Origin of the sequence: Neptunomonas sp., assembly GCF_041601355.1 — a bacterium.
Taxonomy (GTDB): Bacteria; Pseudomonadota; Gammaproteobacteria; order Pseudomonadales; family Balneatricaceae; genus Neptunomonas.
Window position 1 is genome coordinate 1 of the sequence record NZ_JBFIIH010000013.1, and the last position, 21,703, is coordinate 21,703.

Here is a 21,703-nt window from a genome sequence, read left to right on the forward strand (position 1 = left end):
ATGTTACTGATGCCTGAAAACAAAGATCAACTCGTTTCTGTGCTCACCTACCACGTAGTATCCGGCAAAGTGAACGCTGCTGATGTCGTGAAATTAGAAAGCGCAGATACAGTACAGGGTGAACAGCTAATGATTAAGACCACTGATGGGGATGTAATGGTCAACAATGCCAAGGTCGTTATGACTGATGTAGAGGCGAGTAACGGTGTTATACATGTTATCGACACGGTGCTTTTACCGGAATAAGTGACCACATAATGGGGCCTGGTTTTTCTAAACTACGTCCTTTTTTATTTCAAACGCAAATAGCCGCAAGATTACTGAAACGTTAGAAATAGCCAGATTGGCTGCAAATAGAAATAACAGGACAGTGGTTATAAATGGATAAGTATTTTTCACTGAGAAATGCTGAAACGATAACCTCGTTTGCCGTCAAAAGCGAAGCTTCGTTTTTTCGGCAGCAGTCCTCATAACACAGGAGGATTGAGTAAAGGCCTGGTGATAGTCTCTGCCAAGATTTAAAAATATCGAAGATACTTTTATTCGAGCACGATGCATCATTACTATTGAAGGAAGAAAAAATGAAACACAGTACGATTGATCTTAAACGTAGAAATCTTTTAAAGAAAAGCCTTGTTGGTTTAACGGCTGTTGCAGCGGGTTCTATTATTGCAACTAGCGCTTCCGCTGACGAGCTACCCGAATTAACCGAAGATGATCCAATGGCCATTGGCTTAGGTTACAAAAAAGATACAACCACCGTAGATGCAGCAAAACAGCCAAAGCACACCGTTGAACAAAGGTGTGATGGTTGTGCTTTATATACCAGTAAATCAGCTACAGCAGGAGCCTGTGCTATTTTTCCTGGAAAGCAAGTTAGCGCGTCAGGATGGTGTTCAGCTTATGCTAAAAAACCTTAATTTTATAACAATCTGTAGTAGCTCAGATTTAGTCTGAGCTACTACACTATGAAGCACGAAGATTTCACCTTTACATACAAAAACTCACTAACTTGGCAGTACCCTGTCGGGTTATAAAAGTGAGTATTGCACCTGGAAGTTGAATTAGCGGTTAATGTTTTTTACTGCTCTGTTTTTCCAGGTAATTCCTTTTGAATATCATCAAGCGCTTTACGAACTTCGTTTATAATTAACGTGTTTGTCAGACTCTCATCTATCTCCGGCACATCCCATTCAAAAATAGTCCGATATTTTTCAATTAAATCATTTACATCTTTAATAATGTCGCTGCGATGTGCCGATAATTCTAATTCCTCAATGTGGGCCATACTAATCACCTTGGTCAGCTCTTATATTTAGGAACATACTATAAGCAATTATTTACTTCCACTTAGTACGACAACGCACCGAACAAATGTGACGTTGCGTGTGAGCTCATGCTGAATTTTGCAACACACTATTGAAATGATCAGGCTGTAAATATCGATATATTCCGATATATCATATTATGACTCGCAGGATGGGATTGATTATGATTGATGAAAACCTGGATCAGATTATTAAAGCACTGGCAAATCCGGTACGTCGTGAGATTCTGCAGTGGCTGAAACAGCCTGAACAGGAGTTTACGGTGCAACCTAATGGCTTTGAACAGGGCGTTTGTGTGAGCCAGATTTTTGCAAAGTCTGGATTGTCGCAGTCTACGGTTTCTTCTCATCTGGCTTTAATGCAGCGTAGCGGTTTGCTGAGTTCTCAGCGCCGTGGACAGTGGGTCTATTATCAGCGAAATGAAGCGGTTATCCGCGAGTTTACTGAGCAAATTCAACAAACACTATAGAGCGTTTCAGGAGTCGTTATGAGTCCCTTGTTTAGCCCCGTTCAAATGGGTGATTTCTTATTGCCAAACCGTATTGTGATGTCACCTTTAACACGTTGCCGTGCCAGTGAAGGACGCGTGCCCAATGAGCTGATGGCTGAGTATTATGCACAGCGCGCCGATGCGGGTCTCATTATTACTGAAGCGACGTCGGTAACACCGATGGGGGTCGGGTATCCGGATACACCGGGCATCTGGTCCGATGCGCAGGTTGAGGGCTGGAAAAAGGTAACCAGCGCGGTACACAAGGCCGGTGGACGAATCGTACTGCAACTATGGCATGTAGGGCGTATCTCCGATTCGGTTTATCTGAATGGTGAACTGCCGGTTGCTCCCAGTGCATTGGCGGCACAAGGGCATGTCAGCCTGGTGCGCCCGGAGAAGGCTTATGAGGTTCCGCGTGCGCTTAGCATTGATGAGATTGACGAGATCATTCAGGCATTTAAAAAGGGTGCGGAAAATGCCAAAGCCGCCGGTTTTGATGGCGTAGAGGTCCATGGTGCGAATGGTTATTTGCCGGATCAGTTTCTGCAGGATTCGACTAATCATCGTACCGATAGTTACGGTGGCAGCATTGAAAATCGTGCCCGCTTCTTGCTTGAAGCCACGGATGCAGCCATCAGCGTTTGGGGGGCAGGTCGGGTAGGTGTGCATTTGTCGCCTCGCTGTGATGCGCATACGATGGGAGATAGTGATGCTGAAATGACGTTTGGATATGTGGCGCAGGCCTTGGCGCAACGTAACATCGCTTTTATCTTTACTCGTGAGCATTTCAATGCGCCAGGTCTGACGCGGATGCTTAAACAGCGCTTCGGTGGTGCCGTGATCATTAATGAGCAGTTGATTAAGTCTCAGGCGGAGCAGTTGTTAGAAGAGGGTGTTGCAGATGCCGTCGCGTTTGGTAAAACCTATATAGCCAATCCGGATCTGGTAGCGCGCTTGCGTCAGGATGCACCCCTTAACGAGCCGGATTCTTCGACCTTCTATGCATCAGGTGCGGTGGGTTATACTGATTATCCGGTGCTGACTATCCGGTAATGATAAGTTAACTCGTGTTACCTTCATTATTAGTACTCAAGTAAAATTCAAGGTGAGATTTATGTCTGTCGAGGAAACAAGAGGCCGTTTAACGACGCGCACCATCGCTATGCCTGCCGATACCAATCCTTCAGGTGATATCTTTGGTGGCTGGGTGTTGTCACAAATGGATATGGCTGCGGGTATTTGTGCCGGACAGCGTGCGCAAAGTCGTGTTGTTACGGTGGCGTTGGATAGTATGAGCTTTATTCGTCCTGTAAAAGTGGGTGATATATTAGGTGTCTACACTGATATTATTTCGGTGGGGCGTTCGTCTATGAATATACACGTTGAAGCATGGGCGAGACGGGGAAGAATTGGCACACGCGAGAAGGTTACAGAAGCGACCTTTAAGTTTGTTGCTATTGATGAAGCCGGGAGTCCGATTGCCGTGCCAAATGAAAAAGACCTCCCCGCCTATGCGATGGAAGGTTATTCTTACTAAGTAGCTAAACTGCTAGTCCCCAATCCAAGGATGGGGATTCAGTCCCCAATAGCTAATAGTCAATAGATACTGTCAAATTAACGCGGGCAACGAAATAATTAAACATAAATTCACCCTTGGGTAATTACATACATTATCGTTTTCGTCAGAAATCATCCAGTATGTAGTTTGGTTTATATCACATCAGCCAACGAGGGTTTGGAGCGGGGTATAAGACCATTATTAACCGTTGCTCCGGGTAAGTTGGAACAACGGTCAGTTATCTATCCGCGCAAGGTTATTTGATCAATGCTCTGTAACTGTACCAGGTAGCATACCCAAGAACAGGAAAGATGATGGCTAGACCGGCGAATGCCGTTGCTACACCAATAGCTGTCAACAGAACAATTGTCGCCGCCCAGATAAACATGGCTGCAGAATTAGCCGTTACAGTTTGGTAGCTGGTTGTCATCGCACTGATGAAGTTGACGTTTTTATCCAGAATATAGGGGATAGCCACTGCACTGAAAATAAACACGACAGTTGTCAGCAGCAAACCTATACCGACAAAAAAGGCCAGAGTTATCAAACCGTCTGAACTGGACAGCAGGCTCACATATGCGTTGACTGTCGGGTTTAGGGTGCTGGTTGTAACCGCAAGCAGCAGAGCTGAAAAACGGATCCAGGCTGCAAATACTAGCGTCAGCAGCAGCGAAAAGAGTGCCAGATCGGTCTTGCGTTTGATTACCAGGCGCAAACTGCCGACTATACTAGGCGTTATTCCCCGCTCGATGTCCCGGCTGGCGGCATACAGTCCCGCAGCCACAAATGGGCCGATAAATACAAGGCCGGTTAAGAACGCGAGAGTAAACCATGGCGCGTTCAGGGTCGCAAAAAACAAACCGGCGCATAGCCCGGCGAATAGGGCGCCGTAAAGCACACTTAAAAAGGGTGCACTGAGAAAATCCTGAACACCTTTTTGAATCCAGCGTAAGGACGCAGTTACCTCAACCTTGGCAGCAATGGGATTTACATCTGCTGGTATATCTATCTTTAGTTCTGAGGATAATGTTGACATGGTATTCTCCAGTCCGTTTTTCGGAAATAATTTCTTATTTGTGAAATATACGCCGCGGGTTATTTTTTGGATCACATTGGCGACCGAGCTATATAACGCTGGCTGGGAGAAGTATTGAATAACCACTTTAGCCATCCTGGCTATTGTTGTTCCTTGTATTTGGCTCATGCTTGTCGACAGCGACCACACAAACGAGGTGCGTGTCATTCACGCCTGACTCCGCGCGTTGTGATCTGAATTTCGGGGACAGTTTACTTAATCCCGCCTGTCTTTATGCACTAATTGTTATTGATATAATCAATCATATCATTCAGGGTTAATACTTTTGGGTAGTCTACTTCAGGAATATTGACCTTGGTTTTTTGGGATACTGCGATCACTAAACTAAGAAAGTCCATCGAATCCAGTTCCAGGGCTTCGCGGAAATCCTGATCATCAGGCACCTCATCTTTTTCTATTTCAGGAGCGATATTACACAACTCAGTCAGGATCAGTTCTCGTAGTTCCTTCGTATCCATAAACCCTCCATATACCAATTTTTATAAGTTTAACCTGGCGTTTGCCATAAACTTTCCGGATTTTGTAATAGTTGATTAAGTTGATATAAAAAACGTGCTCCACTATGGCCATCACTGACTCTATGGTCGGCAGCCAGACTGGCATCAATAACCCAGCGTATGTGGATTGCGTCATCAATTACCAGCACTTCCTGATGTGGACTTCCCAGGGCAATAATTGCCACCTGAGGAGGGTAGATAACAGCAAACATTTGCTCAGCCCCTCGCTCGCCAATACTGGTTACCGTGCAAGTGCCGCCAGTTAATTGCGAGTAAACTAAATTCCCATTCCGTGCCCGAGAAACTTGCTCTTTAAGCGCTTCCATCATCAATTCTACGCTAAGGTTTTGCGCATCATGAATCACCGGCATGACTAAACCGCCACCGCGTAAGTTGATCGCGTTTGCCAGATTAACAGTTTCACCAGGCTGGAATTTCCCTTCAAGATATTCACCATTAAATTGTATGTTGGTGATTAGTAAACGGGCAATGGCACATAATAAGGGAGCCGCTAGTAACAGGCGTTGCGAGACAGGCACGCTATTATTATAACGTTGTAGGTGATTCTGTAATGCGCTGATATCTAAACGCTGAGTTAAGTAATAATGCGGTATTTCTCGTTTTGAACGGGTCACCGTATCACTGATCGCCTGCCGCATGGCATCCTTATCAAAGCCTGTTTTTACCTGTGTGTGTTTATGCTGATGGCTGTTCGGGTCCTGATCTTGGCTTGCTTGCTCAACCATTGCTAAGGTGACGACTCTATTGTTGTTATTAACACATATTGCAGCGAGGGATAACTGCTGTTGTTGTGCTAACTGGCGTGCTGCTGGCGTTGCCAGAACAAAGTTTTTGTGTGTCGCTAAATGACTGTTTGCGGCTTGTTGGCTTGTTGATGTTTCAATCGTTGTTAAATCAAGCGCTTTTGCTGGTGTTGTCAGGGTGCTTTCTTGGTTAGTTGTTGCTGGTTTACTACTTGTCTTAGCTGCACTTAAACGCGCAATCGGCTCGCCTACTGCAACTATGTCACCCTCTTTAACCAATAATTGTAATACCTGCGCATCTTCAAATATGTCTAACTCGATGGCACCTTTGCTTGTTTCAATGACCGCTACCACATCACCCCGTTTAATATGATCACCTTCCTTAACTAACCACTCGGTCAAGCAGCCGTTATGCATATCTGAGCCAAAAGAGGGCATTTTTAAATCATGCTCGTTGGTGCTCATTATTTGTCCCCCATCGCAATTTGAGATTCTGCGACCATCTGCTGTGCAACCGCTATTATTTCGGCTACTTGCGGCAAGCTCGCTTGCTCTAAATGGGTGGCGTAGGGAATCGGTACTTCTTTAGAACAGACGCGGCGAATTGGCGCATCCAAATACCATAGCCCTTGTTCGGCGATAGTGGCACTTATTTCGGCGGACATACCAGCCGTTTTCCATGACTCATCAATAATCAAAGCCTTGTGAGTGCGTTGTACTGAGTCTAATATCGTTTCCCTGTCTAATGGTCGTAAACAGCGAAGATCAACAACTTCTGCGTTAATGCCTGAATTTAACAATTGCTCCGCAGCGTCCAGTGCTTTAAATAAGCAACCTCCCCAAGTGATGATACTTAAATCGGTTCCGGTTTTACGGATAACGGCTTTCTCCATGGGGGCAACGGTATGTTTTTCTGGCAAGCTAGCCTGTTGATTATAGAGCATCACATGTTCAAAAATGATCACTGGATCGGGATCAGCTAAAGCCATCTCTAACATGTAGCGGGCATCGCCGATAGTCCCGGGATAAAGTACCTTAAGACCCGGTATATGGGCATATAACCCTTCAAAACTATGCGAGTGTTGAGCGGCAAGTTGTTTGCCCGCACCGCAGGCCATACGAATCACCAGCGGCACTGAAACTTGCCCCCCCGACATATGCCTTAAGGTTGCGGCATTATTGATGATCTGGTCTAAAGCGAGCAGGCTGAAATTAACGGTCATCACTTCCACAATAGGACGCATTCCCGCTATTGCAGCACCAATGCCCGCACCGACAAACCCTGATTCCGATAGCGGCGTATCAATGATCCTTTGCGCACCAAAGTCATCAATCAAACCTTTGGAAACCGCATAACAGCCTCCATAATTTCCTACATCTTCCCCCATTAAAAAGACGCGCGGGTCGTTGTTTAATGCTTCCACTATGGCCGCTTTAAATGCTTCTCTGAAGGTTATTTCATTCATCAGAAATCTCCCCATAAACATGCTGCAATAGAGTCTCTAGCGGTTCAATTTCAGCCGCTTCCGCAAAATCGACAGCGGCAGTGATCTCCTCATCGACTGCCAACTCCATGGCTTGAATCTCTTCTTCTTGTATTTGGTGATTGTTTTTCAGCCACTGACTTAACTGTAAGACAGGGCCTTTTTTTTTCCATTCATTTACTTCTGCACTGTCACGATACAGCTGGGTATCGAACATGGAATGACCACGAAAGCGATAGGTTTGGCACTCTATAAATTGTGGTCCTGCGCCGTTACGTATTGCTGAACAGGCAAGTTTTGCAGCGCGTTCAACTTCAACGACGTTCATACCATCAATAACCTGTGCGGAGAGGCCATAACTCGCTGCTTTTAAATGAATTTGTTGATTGGACTCTTCTATTTCCAGGGCTGTGCCCATGGCATAACGGTTGTTTTCACAGATAAATAAGACAGGCAGTTGCCACAATTTAGCGAGATTTAAGCTTTCATGAAATTCCCCTTCAGCAACGGCTCCTTCACCGAAAAAACAACAGGTGACAGTGTGTTTCTGCTGCATCTTATCGCCTAATGCGATGCCAACGGCTAATGGCAAAGCGCCGGCAACGATAGCATTGCCACCATAAAAACGCTGTTCATTAGCAAACAGGTGCATCGAACCGCCGCGTCCGCCACTACAACCGCTCTTTTTACCAAACATTTCTGCCATGAGACTCTCCATGGGCACCCCGCGTGCCAAAGCATGGCCATGTTCGCGATAGGTGGCAAGTACCGCATCTTCAGTCGTTAGCGCTTGCATGACACCCACAGCAATGGCTTCTTCACCATTGTACAGGTGCAAAAAACCACGAATTTTTTCTTCGCCATACAGGCTGACACAACGTTCTTCAAAACGCCGGATACGTAACATTTGTTTGAGTAATAAATGTAGATGGCTACGATTGATATGCAATTTTTCATTGCCCATGATCTCATCTCCCTGGCAAACTTTCTGTCCATGTATTTGCCGATTATGAGGGTCTGTTTATCCTTGCTCAGCATTCATTCAGAACAACTAAACCTCATTTGTGGCGTCCTGATTGAGAAAATTTCAGACTCAACAGGGGCAAATTTCAAAGATAAACTGACCCTAGGCTTCATCACTTTCCAAAGTGGAAATATCACCCTCGGGTAAACCTAATTCCCGTGCTTTTAATAAACGACGCATGATTTTGCCACTCCGGGTTTTCGGCAAATTTTGGCGGAACACTATCTGCCTTGGGGCGACTGCCGGTCCTAAACGTTTCCGCGCATGGCCTAATAATTTTTTAGCTAAAGCCTCATCACCCGGATGGCCTGGCTTTAAAGCGACAAAGGCTTTGACAACCTCTCCGGCGATCTCATCGGGTAAGCCAATGACCGCCACTTCCGCAACGGCAGGATCTTCCATCAAGACGCTTTCCACTTCAAAAGGGCCGATTAAATGTCCTGAGCTTTTGATCACATCATCGGCGCGGCCGACAAACCAGTAATAGCCATCGTTATCACACATCGCTAAATCGCCAGTCAGATACCAATCGCCAATAAAACATTTTTGATAGCGTAGCTCTTCATTCAGGTAACCGCGGAACATAGATGGCCACCCTTTTTTCAAGGCTAACTCGCCAATTTCATTCGCTGCTGTTGCGGGTTTAATTGAGCCGTCTTTTTGCTTTTGCATGATGGCGACTTCAATACCCGGTAAGGGCTTACCCATCGATCCCGGGCGAACTGCGGTGCTGGCAAAGTTCGCGATCATGATGCCGCCAGTTTCGCTTTGCCACCAGTTATCGTGAAAGGGAATGCCAAATGCTTTTTGACCCCATACAACGGCTTCCGGGTTTAAGGGTTCTCCGACACTGGCGATAAAACGTAATGCACTCAGATCATATTTTTTGGCCACCTCCTCACCGGCTTTCATTAACATGCGGATTGCGGTGGGAGCGGTATACCAGACATTAATTTTCTGTTCACTGAGTAACTGATACCAATGCTCTACATCAAACTCAGCCTCATCAATAATCATGCATACACGGTTACAAAGCGGGGCAATAATTCCGTAGGACGTGCCCGTTACCCAACCGGGATCGGCTGTACACCAATAACGGTCTCCGGGTTTTAAATCGAGCGCATAAAAGCCAGAAATACTATGATAAAGCACGGCTTGATGGACATGCATGGCTCCTTTCGGTTTGCCCGTCGTACCGGAAGTGAAATGCAGTAAAGCCAACTGTTCCGGGGGGCATAAACGCGCTGGAAAATCAGGACTACCAGAGGATAATAGCGCATCAATATCGTAACAATTTTCAGGTAGATTATCTGAGGCATTATAGAGTAGTACTAATTTCAAACTACTCAATTGATCTCGCCAGGGCATTACCTTTTTACGATAAAGTGCCTCACTCGTAATTAACACGCGAGCCTGTCCTATCTCCATTCTTGAACGAATGGGTTCGGGACCAAATGCAGAAAATAACGGTGAAAATACCGCACCAAACCTGAGGGTACCCAGCAAGGCGATATAAAGTTGTGGAACCCGATTACACAGGCCAAAGACAGTATCACTGCTTTGTATCGCAAAGCGCTCGAGGATGTTAGCGAAACGGCTAGTCTGGTCCTTTAGCTCAGCGTAACTGATATCTTGTTGCTGGCTCTGTTTGCTTAACCAACGAATCGCAATTTGCTCACCAAAACCTTCATCTACATGCCTATCCACAGCTTCATAGGTAATATTGAGTTGCTTGTCATTGCCAGCGATGCGGTGTTTTGCGACCTGCCAATTAAAATCTTTACAGGTGTTTTGGTAGTCGATTAAATTGTGTTCGTTTGCTGTTAAGGGGGATTTTTTTATCTCAGGAAAACTCATGATTGTCTCCTTAGCTATAAATCATCTATTCATGATTACCCCTAAACGAGTAATGAGGCTTGTTAATGGCAGATGCAGTTCAAGCTTGCGATGAATAAACGCAACTGTCAAATTAACCCTGGCTAGGGGTTATTCAGAAATAAATTGATGCCTGTGTAAGTACAAACGTCATCGTTTTCCGTCAGAAAAATATCCTGCATGCGGTTTGGTTATATGAATCGCCACTCGTTTATTAGCCACTTTGCTGCTGTCTTTTAAGCGGTTTTTTGTGTCTGAAATTCCTGATACCTTATTCCCTAGACTGATCCGAACTACTCTTATATTTAACTTTTGGAAGAGGGCGGGGGAGTTCATACATCGATCAGCTGTTTCATATGGCGAACCACGTGATTATCGCCCCTGTAGGCAAAGATAGTGCAGCAACTCTTACTGGCCAAACGATGTAGCATTGCCGATAAATTGGTTTAGGCGATATTGAAGGAACCTGAGACCAGAGGCCACCCAGATAAAAGTTTAATGCTATTTCAAATGTAAGAAAAACTATGGATACCCATACACCAATTATATTTATAAGGTGAACGGGGTAGGGAAGCAGAGGGACCGAAACTGTTACATCTTTGGCAGTCGTATCTGAAGAAAAGTATGCATTTAATATAATAGCTGTTATAGCAACAAAAACAGTAAGCATTGCAAAACGTAAGGCGCTGTAATGTCTTATCGCGGCATGTTTATCAGTGTAATCTTTCATGCTTATTTCTCTATACAGCTAACGCCTTGTTTTTGCACCGCTTAGCAAATCGGCGATTTTCTTATCTGATAATAATGCGCAATTTTCTATCAAGATGCCAGAACAAGCCATGGCGCAGGGAAGTTATTAGAGACAAAACGTGTATGTATTCTGAAAAGTAAAAATGTTCTTGTGTCAGTGGCCCCGTTATATCCCCCTGAAATATCCTGAAGCACAGTCAATCCGTTCTTGGAACTCCCTTGGTGTGCCACACAAAGGAGATAGACTGTGTTACACGGGACCGAACTTAGACACACACTCTACAGTAACACAGGCGCTAGGGTGTTTGGGACGGAGGGTTAGAGGCCATCAGTTACCCGATTAAAGGTGCTTCCTGCTTACGGGGCACAGTTCAACGGATGTAACTAAAGTCTACCTTCACGGCATGGGCGACGAAGAGCTGAATTTATTTTTAGCCGCCTGGGGTGAGTAGTCGATTCAGAGGGTAAGGAGTGACGGAACGATTTCATTCCCGTTAACAGACAAACCCAAGACTACTATTGATGGAAAGGATTACCAGTCCAAGTTAAAAACCACTACACGGTATTTGGGAATAGCAGAAGAAATAGACAGTTGCCCTGATGAAAGCGATAGAATAATAGGCAAGTTGAAAAGCAAAATCGTTTGAGAGCAGATAAACAAGAAAGTCATGTGGGAAGAGAACTACCGGACGAATACCATCAGGCAGACAAAAAAACGACCCTCAGATGAGGATCGTGTTATTTTTAAACGTAATAAACAACAGTACCCATGCAGGCACTCTCGAAGCCTTACCTAATAACGAATGGATTGCTCATCGGTTCAGATGAGGTGTTGATCCAAGTTGTTTTGGTTCTGATATAATCAAGTACTGCTTGTACGCCAGCCTCACGACCATAGCCTGATTGGTTAATGCCACCAAAAGGAGCAATAGGCGATGTCACGCGATAGGTATTTACCCAACAAATTCCCGAATTGATTTTGCTCGATACGCGATGTGCCCTGGCAATATTTTGAGTAAAGACACCTGAACCTAAGCCGTAAATACTGTCGTTTGCCATCGCGATTGCTTCTTCTTCAGTATCAAATGCCACAATCGACATAACCGGCCCAAACATTTCAATTTTCAGAGTTTCAATCTGATCATTTGGGCACTCAACCAACGTTGGTTCAAAGTAGTTTTGTGAGCCAAATTGTGGGGCGCGTTTTCCTCCAAAGCGAATCGTTGCACCCTGCTCAATCGCTTTAGACAAGGTTCCTTCAATGCACTCAACTTGAGCGAGCGTACATAAAGGTCCTATATGAGTGTTGCTTGATTGAGGGTCGCCAATGATAATATTTTTTGCTTTCTCTACGATTTTATTAGTCAGCTCTTCTAAAACAGAGCGCTGAATAAAGGCACGAGACCCGGCAACGCAAGACTGGCCCGAGGCACCAAAATTTCCTGCAATCAAACCATTCGCTGCGCTTTCTAAATCGGCGTCATCAAAAACGATAATAGGTGACTTACCGCCTAACTCTAGCGATGTAACGGCAAAGTTTTCTGCTGTATTACGAATAACATGCTTAGCCGTTTCAGGGCCACCTGTGAATGCCAGACGGTCGATATCCGGATGTGAAGTCAAAGGAATGGCACAATTAGCAGCATCACCGGTGATAATAGATACAACGCCGTCAGGAATGCCGGCTTCTTGTATCAGTTTACCTAGCTCAAACATGGGGGCTGGCGCTAACTCAGACGCTTTTAGAACCACGGTACAACCGGCAGCCAACGCCGGACCCAGCTTTGAAGCGGTAAGAAACATTTGCGCGTTCCAAGGAACAACCGCGGCCACAACACCGATGGGAACAGGTGTCGTAAATACATGCATGTCAGGTTTATCAATCGGTAAAGTGGCACCTTCGATCTTGTCAGCCAACCCTGCATAATAACGATAGTAGCTAGCCACATACTTTGATTGACTAACGGTTTCGGCGGCAAGTTTTCCGCTGTCTGTCGTTTCGACTTCACCTAACTTTTGCGCATTCTTCTCGACTAAATCCGCTAAGCGATACAGTAATGCACCACGTTGGGTAGCGTTCATGCTAGCCCAAGGGCCAGAGTTCAGATTACGTCTAGCAGCTTTTACCGCACGATCAACATCATCTTTACTCGCACAAGCAAAGGTGGCCCACTCTTCTCCGTTTGCAGGATTGCTACTGCGCATAACTTGGTTGTCTGAGCCTTCGACCCATACGCCGTCAATCAATAACTGATAATGAGGTAAATTGTTGTCTTTCATTATTTTTATTCCAAAAAATCTAAGCGAATGCAGGCATTACTTCGTCAATAAAACGGGCGAGTGACGTTTCTTTTTGCACGCGACTCATACCGCAATCAGACCAGTAAGCAAACTCATCATAACCAAGATCCTGATAATGCTTTAAGCGGTCGATTATCTGTTTCGACGTACCTATCATCAGGTCTTTGCGCATCTGATCAGCGGAATAGAAAGGGTGTGAATCAATTTCTGTCTGACTCAAACGCTTAATTAAACCCTGATCGATAGGACGCTCATTTTTGAACCAAGCACCAAAATAGCAATAAAACTCATTTAATTGCTTAGCTGCACGGGCCAAATCAGCCTCGTCTTTACCTACATAAGCATGCTGCAAAATCATGATTTTAGGGCGCTTGTTATAAGTTTCACAGGCTTGATTGAACTTGCTGATCAAACTTTCTACTTCATCCAAGCCCTGCCACAAAGGTGTTACCTGCACATTACAGTCATTTTCAACTGCAAATTCATGACTATTAATATCTCTTGCTGCCACCCAAATCGGAGGACCTTTCTCCGATGTAGGTTTAGGCGCAGAGGTGGTTTTAGGGAAGTTGTAGTATTTACCTTCCTGAGTATGGTTGCCTGCCCATAGACCCTTAATGGCCGGAATCACTTCCCGCAACCTTTCGCCCGCTTCCCAGGCATCCATACCGCCTTGCATCATCCGCTCATACTCAAATGAGTATGCGCCACGCGCAATCCCAAGTTCTAAACGTCCCTGGGTAAGAATGTCGGTCATCGCTGCTTCGCCAGCAAGCTTAATAGGGTTCCAAAATGGTGCCACTACGGTGCCGGTACCTAGTCGAACATTTTTAGTACGGTGTGCCAAATCAACTAAGTTCAGGAACGGGTTAGGGGCAATGGTAAAATTCATACCATGATGTTCACCCGTCCAAACAGTACACATACCACCGTTATCTGCCATGTCGCACAGAGAAAGAAACTCTTCATATAATTGGCTTTGGGTCTGCTCATCGCTAACCCTTTCCATATGTGAAAAGAGAGAAAATTTCATCACATGTCTCCTGATCTATTTAGTGAATATTGCCGGTTTCATTGTCACCGACATATAAGCGGAAAGCGCCGTTTTGCTTCTCTGATACAAAACGTTGCATCATGCTTTGTATGTCTGAGGAGACAAAATCAAGATCTGCAATTTTGTCGATATCTATATATTCACCCAGCTCACCCGCCAAACCATTATTCGCACTAACGCGGTAATAAGTCGTAAACTTTTGAGCTTTCAAATTTTCATACACTGAGTAAACGGGGCCGATTTCGCAATCCAGACCTTGTGCATCTAAAAATTTGCGAACCGTTTTTTGTGAACCTTGTTCCGTGCTGGTAGCAATCTGTGGCAGGGTATACCCTTGCTCAGTTGCGGTTAGTAATACCTTATTATCGAACTCGATAATGCCGCCAACCACGCCTTCAAGTAGATGCGTAAGTTCTTCGGCTCTGCGTTCCATACCTAAGCTGAAGTAGCCGCCTTTGGCATAACCCAAACCCAGTTTTTCATTGGTCGCAAAACCATTAACTTGTCCAACCAGCAAAATGTGGTCGCCGGCAGGAATATTGCTATAAGTAGAGCAAGAAAAATGTGCCACTGAGCCTTCAATAATAGGGCAGCCATTTTCATCACTGTGCCAGTTAATGTTTTCGAAACGATCACCTTTAGCGCTGGCAAAGGTATTCGAAATATCCTTTTGATCTTCAGCAAGAATATTTACTGCAAAGTGTTTGCAGGTATTAAAAATATCAAAGCTCGACAGATTATTTGATGGGCATACTAATAAGAGCGGCGGCTCTACAGAAACGGACGTAAAGGAATTAGCGGTAAAGCCGACTTTCTCCCCCGACTCGCTTATCGCCGTGACTACGGTTACACCCGTCATGAATGAGCCGAATGCATTGCGCAGTTCTCGGGTATCAATAGTTGTCATTTTTATCTCCTGGTTTGTATGCCGCATTGCTGTACAAATTCGGCTAATAGGGGGTTAATTTCTTCAGGATGAGTCATCGGCACCATATGACGCGACTCTGCAATCACGGCATAGCTTCCATTCGCGCACAGTGCAGCCATGCGTTCTGACATCTGACCTGAAGAGTTGCTATCGCCGTCACCTGTAATAAAGATCACAGGGATATCCAGCGCTGCTAGCTCATCGTCCCTGGGACCATCATTTTGACTGAAGATCTGATAGGCACGGGCATAGCCTGTCGCCGGAGCAGCTAACAACCACTGTTTACAAAGCTCAGCCATTTGCTTTTCAAAGCCTTGCGGATTCTGATTAAACCAGCGAAGAACAGGTGTAGTAACCTTATCCAACGCCGGATTTTCAAGCATATCAAGGGCACGCTGTTGCACTGCTTGTTTTGCTTGAGGCGTTCTGCGGTAAACTGAATTGAGCGCGGCGACCCCAGCACACAGAGCCTTGTAACGAATAGCAAAATTAAGCGCGATCATCGATCCCATAGAGTGGCCCACCATAATGACAGGCTCCTCTATTTCTGTTTTTATCCAGTCTGCTATCGCATCAACGTATTCTTCTAAACCTGCATCATCTTGAGCGAGTAAAGCGCTTTCTCCATGACCCGGCATGTCAATCGCATACACCGTATGCTGTTGGCTCAGCACAGGGACTTGGTTAAGCCAGGCTTCTGCCCGCAGTCCGACTCCATGAATCAACACAATCGGTGCGCCTGTGCCGGTCTTGAAGTATGCAAGCCCGTTTGCTGACTTATACCGCTGCTGGGTTTTCAACGTCATGACCCAACTCCTTTAGTTCCTGATATCTATCACCGATTCTATGGTGAGGTCGTCCACCCGTTGCTCCCCCTAATACGATGACGACTTCATCAGGACCTGGGGCATCAGAGATATTGAATTGCAATGTCAGATAATGGGAGCGGCGGCCGCCATCATTCTTGTCCATCATAGGAATCGAGATAGGCGCATTCGCAGGACCACGCGTATTGGTGAACGATAAAAATGACTTCGCCTGTACCGCTTCGCGAAAGATATTACCGAAGTGAAGTGTATGGATTAGTGCTGAAGCGTGTTCTATCTCGCCATTCTGGCCAACCACTGCCGCTTTACCGAAAGCTTCTATATTCGTTGCACCACCGGCCATCGCACTGATTTTGTCAGTCAGTATTTGCCCCAAAATCGGACCGTAAGCCAGTATTTCAGGGCGTAAATTCTCTACAAATTTACCAGCCCACGGATTTTTGATCACTGCAGCAACCGCAAACATTCGCAGAGGAGTTTGCGCTTCTTTAAAACCTTCGATTAAGGTTTCTTCTTCAAAACAGACGATTTTTCTAATTTCAGGCTTCATTTCATACTCTCTTAGAGAATTAAGATCGTTTATTGTATTATGGTATACAATCATATAATCTTGCTGCATGCAACAAAACGTTAGAAAATATAGTAATCTGGATTCCTTGATGCTCCTGCTTTAGATAGTGAGCACTTACCAGTTTAAACAATGGGATCATGGACAATATGCTAAAGGTAGATAGACCAAAAACGTTAAAAGCGAATGCTTTAGAATCACTGCGCGATGCGATCACCAGTGATGTATTTAAGCCTGGCGAGCGCTTAGTTGAACGTAGTCTATGTGAAAGTATGGGAGTGAGTCGTACAGTAGTACGTGAATGCATCAGGCATTTGGAAAGTGAGCGCCTCATTATCGGTGTACCTAATGCAGGCTTTGTTGTCGCGACGATCAGTAGTGATGAGATTAAAGAGATTTATGAGATTCGCATAATGCTGGAGTGTTCAGCCGTTCGCAGTTGTGCATTGAATGCAAATAAGGCAGTTATCGCTGAGCTACGCCTGCTGTGCAATGAGATTGCGAGCTGTCTTCAAAAAGAAGACGTAATGCAGGCATTAAAACTAACGACTGAGTTTTATAAACTTATTTTTACCACCGGTGGTAAACATGTCGCTTGGGATTTAGTTGAACGCTTGAACGCTCGTATTTCCAGATTACGTGCACTGACATTAAGTTCGGTAGGGCGTAAGACAAAAGGCCCTGAAAATTTAAGAAACATTATTGATGCAATCGAACAGCAGGACACCGTGCGCGCAGAAGCAATTTGCATGAAGCATCTTAGGGAAGCCGCGGACATCGCATCTAAATTGATATAACGGAAGGAATACAATGAATAAAGCACTGTTTGAATTAGGTATAAGTAAACGTAAGGCCACTTTAGGTGACGATTATGTCACTAATAATTTGGCCAAGGCAGATGCTTTTAACTTACCTTTCCAAGAGGCAATGACCGAATGGTGTTGGGGGTTTGGCTGGGGTGATGACACCATTGATATGAAAACTCGCTCACTGATGAACCTCACGATGATTGCGGCACTGGGTAAAATGCACGAATGGGAACTCCATCTTCGCGGAGCCATCACCAATGGTGTCTCTGTCGAAGAAATTCGAGCCACTATTCACGCCATCGCTATTTACTGTGGCGTACCTCAAGGGGTTGAGTGCTTCAGAATCGCTAGAAACGTTCTGGAAGAACTCGAGCTTTTATAATACATAAAAGCTTGAACCCCTGGCACGTACATCGAAGCACCTGTCATGCGTCTAGCCGTATTTAGTTAATTTTTTTATTAAGTTTTATTGAGGCAGAATACTGCCTCACGGATCTTCGTCGCCTTATATAAAGGCTTTGTAGTATTGAGCCCATGGTCACTTTTACACCCATAAAATGGCCGCCAATCCCTCACAATTGTTAACGGGTAGAAGAAAAATATGTCAATTTCAAATTTGAAAGATACTTCATTATTGAAAACACAGTCTTATATTAATGGTCAGTGGGTTCAGGCTGACTCGGGAAAAACTTTTGCTGTAACTGATCCCTCTAGTGGTGCAGTAATAGCCCAAGTTGCTGATCTGGGTGCGGCTGAAACGCGTCGAGCTATCGACGCTGCTGACCAGGCAATGCAGTCTTGGAAAAAAAAGACAGCGAAAGAGCGTTCTATTTTATTAAGAAAGTGGTTTGATTTAATAATGGAAAATCAGGATGATTTGGCCATTATTATGACGGCAGAACAGGGTAAAGTATTAGCTGAGTCCAAAGGTGAAGTAGCCTACGGTGCATCCTTTGTTGAATGGTTCGCTGAAGAAGGAAAGCGTGTGTATGGTGATGTAATTCCAAATACGACGACAAACCGCCGTTCTATTGTTATCAAACAGCCCATCGGTGTTGTTGCTGCAGTAACTCCTTGGAACTTTCCCAATGCGATGATTACTCGCAAAGCAGCGCCCGCATTATCGGTAGGTTGTGCCATCGTCGTAAAGCCTGCAGCGGAAACGCCTCTCTCTGCATTAGCATTAGCAGAACTTGCCGGTCGCGCCGGTATTCCTGCAGGCTTATTTAATGTCGTTACCGGCATGGCGGCAGCTGACATTGGTGCAGAACTCACGTCAAACCCTATTGTTAAGAAGTTTACCTTTACCGGTTCGACCCCAGTAGGCAAGTTGCTAATGCAGCAATGTGCACAGACGGTTAAGCGCACATCAATGGAACTCGGGGGTAATGCACCGGTATTAGTGTTCGACGATGCAGACTTAGATAAAGCCGTTGCCGGTGCTATTTCGGCTAAATACCGCAATGCAGGCCAAACCTGTATTTGTGCCAACCGTATTATCGTTCAAGATACTATTTACGATACCTTCGTTGAAAAATTCACGGCTAAAGTAAACGAGTTTACGCTGGGTAATGGTTTTGCTAGCGCTACAACTATCGGCCCTCTAATTACAACGAAAGCAGCGGCAAATGTTCACTCACTTGTCGTTGATGCACTATCGAAAGGTGCCAACGTAACGACAGGAGGGCAGATTGATATATTAGGCGATGCTTTCTATCAGCCAACAGTATTATCAAACCTCAGCAGCGATATGCGTATTGCCAAAGAAGAAATTTTTGGCCCTGTGGCACCTATCTTCAGGTTCAGCACTGAAGACGAGGCAATCGCCATGGCCAACGACACAGAATTCGGCCTGGCTTCTTATATATTTACTAAGGATGTATCACGTATCTGGCGTGTTTCTGAAGCCATTGACTACGGTATGGTAGGCGTTAACGAAGTCGCCATCAGTTCTGAAATCATCCCTTTCGGCGGCGTCAAAGAATCAGGCCAAGGCCGAGAAGGCTCCAAATATGGCATGGATGACTATTTAGAGATTAAATATATTTGTATGGGTGATATCTAGCATCACTGGATGCATCCCAAGGAGACAACTAAAATAGAACAGAGGGGCGCAAGTACTTTTGTAGTCTCTCTTTACTTTCCCATTGTGCGTCAACACTTACCTTCCTGGACAGTATAACAGCAGCTTATCAATGAGCCTGTCAACTTAATAAAGTTTTTGATATTCAGGCAATCCGCACCAACAAGATTATGGCGTTAATAGTTTGAAATTCTATTGTAATATGGTATACCGTAATACAAGCAGTTTTGCTCTGCGCTTACTTGTTGGTCTTTTCCCTCTAAACAGAGAAGACTTACAAACACCAACCAACAGAAAATAAGAAGGGAGCATGCTCTATGCAGCCCAAAAAGATGATAGCCGATAAGGGGTTATTCCACGGGGCAAACCCCTTTATGGGAATTGCTTCCAAAGCGATGGTACTGGCCTTTGTGCTGTTCACCATTCTGAATGTAGATTTCGCGAATGGAATCTATAACGATGTCAAAGGTTGGATTCAAACAACCTTGAGCTGGTACTACATTACTGTAGTCACTCTGGTGTTGTTCTTCTCTATCTGGGTGGCTTTCAGCCGCTTCGGCAGCTTACGTCTAGGTGCGGATCATGAAAAGCCAGAGTTCGGCTTCGTCACTTGGTTTTCCATGCTATTCAGCTGCGCTATAGGAACTGGAATTCTATTTTGGAGTATAGCGGAGCCTGTGTTTCATTTTCAGGGCAACCCGTTTATGGACATGGCAGGCATTACCGCAGGTACCGCTGAAGCGGCTCAGATGGCCATGCGAATCACGCTATTCCATTGGGGTCTGCATGGCTGGGCCATCTATATTATTGTTGGTCTAACGTTAGCCTACTTTGCTTATCGCCGAGGCTTACCACTGACTGTTCGCTCTGCCCTCTACCCTATACTAGGTGATCGTATTTATGGACCTATAGGACATGCAGTAGACCTTCTGGCAATTTTCAGTACCTTGTTTGGCACTGCAACAACGCTGGGGTTGGGTGTGTCTCAAATGAATGCTGGGCTGAACTACCTGTTCGATGTCGAGATATCAACAACTACCCAAGTGATTCTCATCGCTATCATTTCTGTTATCGGCACCATGTCTGCAGTATCCGGCGTTGAGAAAGGCATAAAGTTCCTCAGTATCTGGAATATTCGCATCAGTGCGATTCTGATTTTGTTCTTCCTGTTCGCCGGTCCAACGGTATTCCTACTGGGTCTGTTTACGACCAGCGTTGGTGATTACATGTGGAACCTGATACCTATGGGGCTTTGGACAGACCCGAATCCAGAAGGTCAATGGCAGGGGTGGTGGACTATGTTTTACTGGGGATGGTGGTTGTCTTGGGGACCCCTGGTAGGTATGTTTATTGCGCGTATCTCTCGTGGCCGTACTATACGTCAGTTCTTGCTAACAGCCCTGACTATCCCACCATTGGGCGGTTTCCTATGGATTGTAATCTTCGGGGGTACTGCACTGCATATTGAGCTATACGGTGCTGGCGGTATTGTAGATGCCGTTAATAACGATATGACTCTTGCGCTATACAAAACCATTGAATCCATTGGTGTGGAAGCACTAACCTGGCCGATGGCCGCGTTGGCAACCTTCATGATAATCACCTGGTTTGTGACTTCAGCAGATTCAGGTACGTTAGTTATTTGTACGATTCTATCCATGGGTAACAAAAACCCACCGCAACGCTTCCGTGTTATCTGGGGTCTTGGTTTAGGTGCAGTTTCAGCAGCATTACTGTTGGCCGGTGGCCTTAAAGCCCTGCAGACAGCATCTGTTGCCGCAGCACTACCTTTCTCGGTAATACTTCTGTTTATGTGTGCATCATTGGTGAAAGGATTCAATGATGAAGCTAACGGTGTGGTATATAACCTCACACCACCGCAGCCTGAAACAGAAAACGATGAAGTCTTAGTGCCTGCAGAAGTAAAAATTTCATCCTGACCTAATGGCAGTCTGAACTGCTTCACTAACCCTATGAAGCAGTTCACTTCCACAAAGCCATCCGGTTTTGGTCATGTTTAGCGGTCACTATGACCGCTTTTTTGTATCTGATTAGTAAGTGAAGTTTGAAGCCCAATAGTTCTATTGTGCGTCAGTGCCCCCGTTCTATTCCTCTTGGCCTGATAGCTTTCCTCGTTACCTCCTAAGAGTTACGGTGGAGACAGACTGTGACAGTGTCCCCGTATAACCCCCTGAAAAAGGAAGGATTACCGGATGAACTCTGCAATGGAGGCGTTCGTTAATTGTTTAGAGGTGTCATAAGAT

Annotated in this window: 21 protein-coding genes and 1 pseudogene; 9 read left to right on the plus strand and 13 right to left on the minus strand. The window is 45.2% G+C overall.

The window, feature by feature from the left end:
• The coding region (locus tag ABY436_RS03640; RefSeq protein ID WP_372737669.1) for a fasciclin domain-containing protein at nt 1-246 on the plus strand (246 nt) is incomplete at its 5' end.
• Nucleotides 247-566: 320 nt separating this feature from the next.
• The gene (locus ABY436_RS03645) at nt 567-920 is read left to right on the plus strand and encodes a high-potential iron-sulfur protein (RefSeq protein WP_372737670.1); all 354 of its coding nucleotides are present in this window, start codon (nt 567-569) and stop codon (nt 918-920) included.
• Nucleotides 921-1,081: 161 nt separating this feature from the next.
• Here the strand turns inward: ABY436_RS03645 and ABY436_RS03650 are convergent, their stop codons facing one another.
• Complete coding sequence (locus ABY436_RS03650) at nt 1,082-1,288, minus strand: hypothetical protein (protein ID WP_372737671.1); 207 nt, start codon at nt 1,286-1,288, stop codon at nt 1,082-1,084.
• A 203-nt stretch (nt 1,289-1,491) separates the two neighbouring features.
• Here ABY436_RS03650 and ABY436_RS03655 point away from each other — a divergent pair, with 203 nt between their 5' ends.
• The 3 genes from ABY436_RS03655 to ABY436_RS03665 all read left to right on the plus strand — a co-directional run bounded on the left by ABY436_RS03655 (nt 1,492) and on the right by ABY436_RS03665 (nt 3,358).
• On the plus strand, nt 1,492-1,797 hold the full coding sequence (locus tag ABY436_RS03655; RefSeq protein WP_372737672.1) for an ArsR/SmtB family transcription factor: 306 nt from the start codon (nt 1,492-1,494) through the stop codon (nt 1,795-1,797).
• Nucleotides 1,798-1,815: 18 nt separating this feature from the next.
• Nucleotides 1,816-2,874 carry an alkene reductase gene (locus tag ABY436_RS03660; protein WP_372737673.1) on the plus strand — a complete coding sequence of 353 codons (1,059 nt, stop codon included), beginning with the start codon at nt 1,816-1,818 and terminating at the stop codon, nt 2,872-2,874.
• Nucleotides 2,875-2,935: 61 nt separating this feature from the next.
• Nucleotides 2,936-3,358, plus strand: coding sequence for an acyl-CoA thioesterase (locus ABY436_RS03665; RefSeq protein WP_372737674.1), 423 nt, complete (start codon nt 2,936-2,938; stop codon nt 3,356-3,358).
• A gap of 277 nt (nt 3,359-3,635) precedes the next feature.
• Here ABY436_RS03665 and ABY436_RS03670 read toward each other — a convergent pair whose 3' ends face one another.
• The 12 genes and pseudogenes from ABY436_RS03670 to ABY436_RS03725 form a co-directional block, all read right to left on the minus strand.
• Nucleotides 3,636-4,550 carry a DUF2189 domain-containing protein gene (locus ABY436_RS03670; protein ID WP_372737675.1) on the minus strand — a complete coding sequence of 305 codons (915 nt, stop codon included), beginning with the start codon at nt 4,548-4,550 and terminating at the stop codon, nt 3,636-3,638.
• A gap of 143 nt (nt 4,551-4,693) precedes the next feature.
• The gene (locus ABY436_RS03675) at nt 4,694-4,933 is read right to left on the minus strand and encodes an acyl carrier protein (RefSeq protein ID WP_372737676.1); all 240 of its coding nucleotides are present in this window, start codon (nt 4,931-4,933) and stop codon (nt 4,694-4,696) included.
• Nucleotides 4,896-5,078: a hypothetical protein gene (locus ABY436_RS03680; RefSeq protein ID WP_372737677.1), complete on the minus strand. Its 183-nt coding sequence runs from the start codon at nt 5,076-5,078 to the stop codon at nt 4,896-4,898. The genes ABY436_RS03675 and ABY436_RS03680 overlap by 38 nt, the downstream gene beginning before the upstream one ends.
• Nucleotides 4,993-6,201, minus strand: a pseudogene (locus tag ABY436_RS03685) (dihydrolipoamide acetyltransferase family protein); the annotation flags it as partial. The pseudogene ABY436_RS03685 and the gene ABY436_RS03680, both read right to left, overlap by 86 nt.
• Nucleotides 6,201-7,202 (minus strand): alpha-ketoacid dehydrogenase subunit beta, encoded by a 1,002-nt coding sequence (locus ABY436_RS03690; RefSeq protein WP_372737678.1) that lies wholly within the window; start codon nt 7,200-7,202, stop codon nt 6,201-6,203. The pseudogene ABY436_RS03685 and the gene ABY436_RS03690, both read right to left, overlap by 1 nt.
• The gene (gene pdhA / locus ABY436_RS03695) at nt 7,195-8,184 is read right to left on the minus strand and encodes a pyruvate dehydrogenase (acetyl-transferring) E1 component subunit alpha (RefSeq protein ID WP_372737679.1); all 990 of its coding nucleotides are present in this window, start codon (nt 8,182-8,184) and stop codon (nt 7,195-7,197) included. The genes ABY436_RS03690 and pdhA overlap by 8 nt, the downstream gene beginning before the upstream one ends.
• Before the next feature lie 162 nt (nt 8,185-8,346).
• A complete protein-coding gene (gene acsA / locus ABY436_RS03700; RefSeq protein WP_372737680.1) occupies nt 8,347-10,101 on the minus strand; it encodes an acetate--CoA ligase in 1,755 nt (584 codons plus the stop codon).
• A gap of 1,557 nt (nt 10,102-11,658) precedes the next feature.
• Nucleotides 11,659-13,149: an aldehyde dehydrogenase gene (locus tag ABY436_RS03705; protein ID WP_372737681.1), complete on the minus strand. Its 1,491-nt coding sequence runs from the start codon at nt 13,147-13,149 to the stop codon at nt 11,659-11,661.
• Nucleotides 13,150-13,168: 19 nt separating this feature from the next.
• On the minus strand, nt 13,169-14,203 hold the full coding sequence (locus ABY436_RS03710) for an LLM class flavin-dependent oxidoreductase (RefSeq protein ID WP_372737682.1): 1,035 nt from the start codon (nt 14,201-14,203) through the stop codon (nt 13,169-13,171).
• Between the two features lie 19 nt (nt 14,204-14,222).
• The gene (locus ABY436_RS03715; protein WP_372737683.1) at nt 14,223-15,131 is read right to left on the minus strand and encodes a flavin reductase; all 909 of its coding nucleotides are present in this window, start codon (nt 15,129-15,131) and stop codon (nt 14,223-14,225) included.
• 2 nt (nt 15,132-15,133) lie between these two features.
• Nucleotides 15,134-15,958, minus strand: a complete 825-nt coding sequence (locus ABY436_RS03720; RefSeq protein WP_372737684.1) for an alpha/beta fold hydrolase — start codon at nt 15,956-15,958, stop codon at nt 15,134-15,136.
• On the minus strand, nt 15,930-16,529 hold the full coding sequence (locus ABY436_RS03725; protein ID WP_372737685.1) for an amino acid synthesis family protein: 600 nt from the start codon (nt 16,527-16,529) through the stop codon (nt 15,930-15,932). The genes ABY436_RS03720 and ABY436_RS03725 overlap by 29 nt, the downstream gene beginning before the upstream one ends.
• A gap of 167 nt (nt 16,530-16,696) precedes the next feature.
• Here ABY436_RS03725 and ABY436_RS03730 point away from each other — a divergent pair, with 167 nt between their 5' ends.
• The 4 genes from ABY436_RS03730 (at nt 16,697) to ABY436_RS03745 (ending at nt 21,379) form a co-directional block, all read left to right on the plus strand.
• A complete protein-coding gene (locus ABY436_RS03730; protein WP_372737686.1) occupies nt 16,697-17,344 on the plus strand; it encodes a GntR family transcriptional regulator in 648 nt (215 codons plus the stop codon).
• A 13-nt stretch (nt 17,345-17,357) separates the two neighbouring features.
• Nucleotides 17,358-17,738 carry a carboxymuconolactone decarboxylase family protein gene (locus tag ABY436_RS03735; RefSeq protein ID WP_372737687.1) on the plus strand — a complete coding sequence of 127 codons (381 nt, stop codon included), beginning with the start codon at nt 17,358-17,360 and terminating at the stop codon, nt 17,736-17,738.
• Between the two features lie 219 nt (nt 17,739-17,957).
• The gene (locus tag ABY436_RS03740; protein WP_372737688.1) at nt 17,958-19,421 is read left to right on the plus strand and encodes an NAD-dependent succinate-semialdehyde dehydrogenase; all 1,464 of its coding nucleotides are present in this window, start codon (nt 17,958-17,960) and stop codon (nt 19,419-19,421) included.
• Between the two features lie 335 nt (nt 19,422-19,756).
• A complete protein-coding gene (locus tag ABY436_RS03745) occupies nt 19,757-21,379 on the plus strand; it encodes a BCCT family transporter (RefSeq protein WP_372737689.1) in 1,623 nt (540 codons plus the stop codon).
• The last annotated feature ends 324 nt before the right edge of the window (nt 21,380-21,703 follow it).